Origin of the sequence: Archangium sp. (assembly GCF_036388035.1) — a bacterium.
Lineage (GTDB): Bacteria > Myxococcota > Myxococcia > Myxococcales > Myxococcaceae > Archangium.
In genome coordinates, this window is the sequence record NZ_DASVSO010000184.1 from 1 (window position 1) to 6833 (window position 6833).

The window sequence follows — 6833 nt, forward strand, 5'->3', positions numbered from 1 at the left end:
CACCAGCCGGTAGCGCAGGGGCAGCCGCGTGGAGTCCCCCAGCGACAGCGCGGTGAAGCGGAACTCCACGTCCCGCTGCCCCGGCTCCAGCACCAGCCCGCCCGAGAGCCGCACCGGCCGGCCCTGCACCCGCACCTCCTCCAGGCGCGGCTCGGCCAGCGGGCGGCGCACCACCAGGTTCCTCGGGTCCACCGCCACCACGCCCTTGAGCGTGGGGAACCACAGGCGCCCGTCGCGCGAGCGCCACCCCGCGGGTGACAGGGCGCCGTTGCACTCGGCGCTGCGCAGGCCGTCGCGCCTGTCGAAGATGAGCGCGCGCACCGCGGTGCGCTGGCCCTCGGCCACCTCCTCCAGCTCGCGCCGGGACACCCGCGAGATGCCCTTGTTGCAGCTCATCCACAGGTGCCCCTCCGCGTCCTCGAGGATGCGGAAGACGGCGTCGTCGGCCAGGCCCTGCGCGATGGTGAAGCGCGTGAAGCGCCCACCCCGCAGCAGGGTGAGCCCCGTGCTCGTCCCCACCCACAGGCCCCCGCGCGGGTCCGCGTACAGGTCGATGACCCGGTTGCCCGTGAGCCCGTCCGCCGTGGTGAAGCGCGTGAAGGTGTCGCCCGCCGACAGCCGGTACAGCCCCCCGAAGGAGCCGAACCAGAGCGTCCCCTCGGAGTCCTCGACGATGGTGGGGACGGTGTCCACCGGGCCGCCGTGCTCCGGGCCGAAGCAGGTGAAGGCGCCCCCGCGCCCGCGGCACAGGCCCCCGAGCGTCCCAATCCACAGGTCGCCCCGCGAGTCGACGAAGAGGGAGAAGACGAGGTCATCCGCCAGCCCGTGCTCGCGGCCCATCCGGGTGAAGCCCCGGCCATCGAAGTGGAAGACGCCCCCGGGGGTGCCCACCCACAGCGTGCCGTCCTGGTCCTCGGTGATGGCGCGGATGGTCTCCTGGGTGAGCCCCTCCTCCCGCCCGAAGTGGGTGAGCACGCCGTCCTTCAGCCGGGTCAACCCTCCCGCGTAGGAGCCCATCCACAGCGCGCCCTGATGATCCTCCAGCACCACCGTGGCCAGCTCGTCCACGAGGCCCTCGGGCTGGCCGAAGGCGATGAAGGGCGCGTCCCGCAGCCGGTAGAGGCCGCCCATGAACGTGCCCACCCAGAGGGAGCCCTCGCGATCCTCTCGCAGGGACTTCACGCTCCCGCCGGAGAAGCCCTGCTTCGGCCCGAGCAGGGAGAAGCCCGCCCCCGAGCCGCGCCACAGCCGGCCCTTCTCGGTGCCCACCCACAGGTTGCCGTCACGGTCCTCCGCGAGCGCGTTCACCTGCTCGCCCGGAGCCCCCTCCTGGAAGGGGACGAGCCGAGCGCGATCCTCCTGAAAGCGGACGAGGCCCACGTCCGTGCCCACCCACAGCGACTCGTCCCGCCGCTCGAGCAGCGCCCGCACCGCCACCCCGCCCACGCCTCCGGGCAGGCGCACCGGCTCCACGCGGCCCTGGGACAGGCGCGCCAGTCCGCGGGTCGTCCCCACCCACAGCACGCCCTCGTGGTCCAGCAGCAGCGACTCCACCTTGTTGGAAGGCAGCCCCTCCTCGGTGCCGTAGCGCCGCACCTGCCCGTCCCGCAGGAGGAAGAGCCCCTCTTCGGCCCCCACCCACAGGCTCCCGTCGCCCACCGGCACGAGCGCGTGCACCTCCACCTCGCCCAGCGCCGACTCCGGGGCCACGCGCTGGAAGCGCCCCTCGCGGTAGGAGAGGACGCCCCGCCCCGTGCCCACCCACAGCGTGCCCGCCGCGTCCACGACGAGCGCGCGGCTCAGCTCGTCACGCAGCTCGGGGGTGTTGCGCTTGTCCAGCACGGTGAAGCGCACCCCGTCGAACCGGGCGAGTCCCTCCCACGTCGCCCCCCACAGGAAGCCGTCGCGCGTCTGCGCGAGCGCGTAGACGGAGTTCTGCGGCAGCCCGTCCTCGTCCTTCCAGGCGTCCTGGCTGTACTGGGTGACGCGGCGGTTCGGATCGAGCGCGTGCGCGGGCCCGCCCAGGCCCACCAGCACCGACATGGCCAGCCCCAACAGGCCGTGCATCCCGACTCGTCGCATTCAGGCAAGATGTGCCATGTCCGACAGCCCGGAATCAAACTGAGTCCGTGAAATAGCCTGCTACCCGGCCGGGAGCCCTTCCTTTCAGGCCTGGAAACGGGATTCCCCAGGAAAAACAAGCGAGTAGCCGGGCAAGAGCGTGGCCTCCCGAATACCGAGCTTCGTTGGAGGTCCCACGATGGGTTTGCCCGGGGGGTTACGCCCCGCCGCGCGAGAAGATGCGCCGCAGCAGCGCCTCGCCCTCGGAGCGCGGAGGCTCCGACGAGACGAAGGACGGCAGCCCGTGCGTCCCGGGCCGCGAAGCGTCCTTCCCCGCGCCTCCCGCGCCCCGTGCACACAGGAAGTCGAGGTCCGCGCTGTCCGACTCGGTGAACGAATGCTGTCCGGTCTCGTGGAACATGGTGAACCCCCCTGGGAGAGAACGCCGCACCTGACGCACTCTCCCATCCGGGTCTGACATCTCAGGTCCTCCGGGCCCCGAGGCCTCAGTCCCGGTTGACCTCGCAGTAGGCGAAGTGGATGGCGTTGGTGTCGCGCGGCACCACCAGGTGCTGCACCTTGGGCAGGAAGCAGGAGCTGGAGTCCGGGTCCACCGTGTAGTTGGGCCGGCGGCAGTCGAGGGTGGCCCCCGTGCGCGTGGCCGGGTCCACCAGGAAGTACCCGCCGCACCAGGGCGGCACCACCGTGTCCCCATCGCTCACCACGGCGGCGTAGTGCACCGGCCCCAGGAAGGTGGCGCCGGGCGTTTCGTCGTTGGAGCCATCGCCCTCGGGCCCCACCCCGTTGAGCTTCTTCAAGAAGGCACTGCCGGAGCAGTCCTCCGGGTTCACCCCGGCGCAGCCGGCGACGAGGCCGCAGTTGGTGATACCGTTGTGCGGCGAGGCCATCACCACCAGGTCATTCACCACCCGGTTGGCCAGGAAGCGCGTGTAGTAGCGCGCCAGCACCGTGCCCTGCGAGTGGCCCACCAGGTCCACCGCCGGGCAGGAGCCGTTGACGCACGGCACCTTCTTGTCGATGAAGGACGCGAGGCACCGGGCATAGCTCTCATTGACGAAGCCACCCGTGTAGCCGGGCAGGGGCGAGCAGAAGTCCGCCGCGCCGCAGTCGCGCGTCAGGTCGAGCCGGAAGAGATTCACACCCTCCGTGTACCCGCGGGTGCTCCAGCTCGCGACGAGCGCGTCCCAACGCGCCGCGTTGTCGTTGCGCCCGTGGACGAGGACGACGGGCTGCTTCGGGGTGACGGTGGCGCACGAGGTGGCGCACTGCGCCTCGGCCTCCGAGGCCACCAGACACGACACCGCGAGGGTGAGGGCCGCGACTGCTTTCATGGAATTTCCTCCAAAGTGAGGAAAAGACCCTGCCACGGCCCGAAAGAGCACTTCAAATCGCCTGGGGACACGTCGACCCCAAGAAGCGCCCTCACCGTCCTCCGGGGAGCGACCTGGGGGACGAGCCACATGTTCACACTCCGTTGCAGTCCCTCTGTCCCCAACCCCACGTTGCCAGCGGACACTCAAAAAGGAGTCCAACATGAAGTCCGTCATTCGGATGGGGTTGTGCGTAGCAGCGCTGTGGGGCGGCGCGGCGCTGGCCGGGGACGACTGGAAGCAGCCGGGCTACGGCGGCTCCGGCCAGGATGAGACCCGGTCGATGTACCGGGCCAACGAGGACAAGGGCGCGGACAAGGGCCTCTACATCCTGCTCGGCGGCGGCACCGAGGGCTACACCGGTGCGAACGCTTCCGAGCTGAACCCAGGCTTCGCCTACGGCGCCACCGTCGGCATCCGGCCCTGGAAGATGCTCGGCTTCGAGCTGAACTACAACGGCGCCCTCAACGACATCGACACGGCCGGACCCGGTGGCGTGGCGGATGGCGCGGACATCGTGCGCCAGGGCGGCCAGGCGGCGGTCACCCTCGGCCTCACCTCGACGAAGCTCCAGCCCTACGTGCTGGGCGGCATCGGCATCCAGAACCACAACGTGCGCGGCGCCGGCCCGGTGTTCGGCTTCGTCGATGACACCAGTGGCTACGTGCCAGCCGGCGTGGGCCTGCGCTACAACATGGGCAAGCTGCTCACCGCCGACGCACGCGTGGACTACAACATCCCGTTCGAGCAGGAGTTCGCTCCCGACAACGGCATTGGTGACGGTCGCTATCAGGCGCTGCTGCAGATCGGCGGCACCTACTAGCCGGCGCACCCCCTCCGGCGGATTCGGGAGGTCCAGGGCCCTCGCGCCCTCGGGCCTCCCCGTGTTCGTTCCCGGGGGCCCTCAGGGAAAGCGCGCGAGGAAGGCGCCCAGCTTCGCCCCCGCCGCCCGCGTCGCCGGATCCATCCCCTTCGCCCCTTCCGCCGGCAGCTGCACCACCAGCTCCACCAGCGCTGGCTTCATCTCCTCCCAGGCCTCCACGGCCTTCGCGTCGCTGTCGAAGTAGCGGCGGTGCACCAGCCAGCCCGACACCGTGCACGTCAGCGCATGGAAGGAGCGCGACGCATCCTCCTCCAGCGTGAGCCGCAACCCCGCCGGGTGCTCCTCGTCCCGGACGATGGTGCCGCCCTCCGCGCCCTCCAGCCCCAGCGTGCTGCCCCCCTCCGCCAGCCTCCAGCTCCGCTCATCACTCATCGCCGTGCATGCCTCCCGCGTGGGCCCACCCTCCTCCGTCCCGGTGCCGCCCGCAACCGGCTCGTCCGCTCCCCGTGCGCTACCGGGCAGCGCCCGCTGGGAGCGCCCACGCTTTCGCCGTCCCCGCGGAGCCCCGGCCCGAGCCAGGCGCCAGGGCTCCCCGCGCTACCGGCCGCCGTCCCGGCCCAGGTGGCAGCGCAGGTACTTCTGCCCGCTGCCACACCAGCAGGGGGCGTTGCGGTCCGCGGGCGCCTCTCGCACCGCGGGCCGCGCGTGCAGATCATCGAGCAGCACCCGGAACAGCGCGCCGAGCCGGAGCAGGCAGTTCCTCGCCCGCTCGGCCTTTCCCCGCTGAGCGCCTTCGAGCGAGCCCCCGAGGTCCTCGATGGCGAGGTCCATCTCGACGACGGCCTGATTGGCGAACAGATCCTCCGCCTCCTCCTCGAAGGGGTAGGCCTCGAGGGCCTGCTTCAAGGGCTCGATGGCCCGCGGGTCCCCATAGCGCGCCAGGTTCAACGCGCCCTGCACGGGCGCCTCCTGGAGCTGCGCGAGGAGCGCCGGGAGGACGCGCTCGTCCCTGCTGCCGGAGCGGGCCAGCACGGAGAGCACCCCCAGGCGCTGATCCGCGTCCTGGGTGCGCGTGAGGACCTCCAACGCGACCGGCGCCACCTCGGCCCCCCACTCCTCGAGTCCGAAGAGGAGCGCGTCATGGAGCATCTCCCCGGGCTCGGTGAGCCGCAGCCGCTCCACCAGGGTCGCGAGGGCCTCGGGTGCCTTCAACTCCGTGAGCAGCTCCACCGCATGCACGGCCACCAGCTCCTCTCCCTCGCGCACCAGCTCCAGCAGCGGCTCCACCGCCTCGGAGCCCCGCGCGAGGATGTCCGAGCGCAGCTCCGCGGCCAGCTCCTCCTGCGCGTACTCCAACAACTGGCGCACCAACGTCCGCACGTCGTGCTTACCCATGGGGCCACCCCCCTCGCAGGTAGCGGTGGGCTTCCTCCACGAGCAGTGGATCATGCGCCACCGTGAGTTGCTCGGGCAGGGGCGCCAGGTGCTGCCACACGCGCTCCCACCACTCCGCCAGCTCCGCGTCGTCCACCAGCCCGAGCCCGTGCAGGAACTCGCCCCAGGGACGGAGCGCCAGCGCGGTGGCGGCATGCACATGCGGGTGCAGGCCCCGGTCCTCGGGGAAGCTCACCACCCAGTGCTCCACGTCCTTGGGGTCGGGCAGCAGCATGTCCCGGGGCGTCAGCACCCGGCCGCCGTGCCCGAGCGGCCCGGGCATCAGGTGGTAGAGCTCCGGGTAGATGAGCTGCGTACGCCCCCAGGGCCAGCCCTGACGCAGCCGCAGCTCCGGCTCGAGGGCCATCACCAGCGCCCGCTGCTCGTCGAACATGTCCCCCGGGGGGATTTGCAGCAGGGGCCCGGGAGGGTGCTTCCACGGCTGACGGCCGGTGCGCAACAGCAGGGCCTTCTCGGCCCAGTGTGGCGCCGCTCGGGCGAAGACCGAGAGCCGCTCGTTCAACCGCTCCGGGGGCAGGCCCGGCTCGGCGCGCAGCGCGGCATCCATGCACGTCAGCGTGGCGCGCGACACGTAGTCCACCCGCGTCCACTCGGCGAGCGTCTCGTCCTCGCGCACCTGGGACCAGCCCTCCAGCAGCCCGGCCCAGGCCTCATCGACCCGGCCGCGGTAGAGACACCACTCGGACAGGCGCAGCAGCAGGTCCGCATCTCCCGTGTCCCGCGCGAGCGTGGTGAGCGCGCCCGCCACGTCCCGGCCCGGCAGCCGGAGGGCCAGCTCCACGCGCCAGGTGCGCACCGCCGGCTCGACGTCGTACGCGCGCGGCGCGAGCTCCTTCCACGCCTCGAGCACGCCCTCGAACTCCGCGTACCGCCCGGCGGTGTCGAGTGCCTCCTCGAGCCGGTTGCCCACCTCGAAGAGATCCTCCTCGTCGAAGCGCGGGTGACTGGCGGCCTCGCGCGCCAGCACCAGCTTCTCCTCGAGGGAGGCGGCCTCCAGCCGCTCATAGAAGGTCATCGGCAGCCCCTCCTCCTCATTGTCCACGGCCGGGTCCCCCGACCGGGAGGGACGCTCCCGCTCGCGCGACATCCTGTTCTCACGTTGG

The 6833-nt window shown here is 71.7% G+C and carries 7 protein-coding genes; 1 reads left to right on the top strand and 6 read right to left on the bottom strand.

The genetic code is table 11. The features are described 5' to 3' along the window. The 3 genes from VF697_RS07990 to VF697_RS08000 form a co-directional block, all read right to left on the bottom strand. Window positions 1-2067 (bottom strand): ligand-binding sensor domain-containing protein (locus tag VF697_RS07990; protein ID WP_331092908.1); only part of this gene is annotated, 2067 nt, incomplete at its 3' end. 211 nt (window positions 2068-2278) lie between these two features. Continuing rightward, complete coding sequence (locus tag VF697_RS07995; RefSeq protein WP_331092910.1) at window positions 2279-2482, bottom strand: hypothetical protein; 204 nt, start codon at window positions 2480-2482, stop codon at window positions 2279-2281. A gap of 85 nt (window positions 2483-2567) precedes the next feature. Beyond that, complete coding sequence (locus VF697_RS08000) at window positions 2568-3413, bottom strand: alpha/beta fold hydrolase (RefSeq protein WP_331092912.1); 846 nt, start codon at window positions 3411-3413, stop codon at window positions 2568-2570. Window positions 3414-3615: 202 nt separating this feature from the next. On the opposite strand from VF697_RS08000, the gene VF697_RS08005 reads away from it, so the two are divergent. Then, window positions 3616-4275, top strand: a complete 660-nt coding sequence (locus VF697_RS08005) for a hypothetical protein (protein WP_331092914.1) — start codon at window positions 3616-3618, stop codon at window positions 4273-4275. Between the two features lie 81 nt (window positions 4276-4356). On the opposite strand, the gene VF697_RS08010 is transcribed toward VF697_RS08005, so the two are convergent. The 3 genes from VF697_RS08010 to VF697_RS08020 all read right to left on the bottom strand — a co-directional run. Further along, on the bottom strand, window positions 4357-4707 hold the full coding sequence (locus VF697_RS08010; RefSeq protein ID WP_331092916.1) for a hypothetical protein: 351 nt from the start codon (window positions 4705-4707) through the stop codon (window positions 4357-4359). Window positions 4708-4872: 165 nt separating this feature from the next. Then, window positions 4873-5670 (bottom strand): SEC-C domain-containing protein, encoded by a 798-nt coding sequence (locus tag VF697_RS08015; RefSeq protein ID WP_331092918.1) that lies wholly within the window; start codon window positions 5668-5670, stop codon window positions 4873-4875. Beyond that, the coding region (locus VF697_RS08020) for a hypothetical protein (RefSeq protein WP_331092920.1) at window positions 5663-6833 on the bottom strand (1171 nt) is incomplete at its 5' end. The genes VF697_RS08020 and VF697_RS08015, both read right to left, overlap by 8 nt.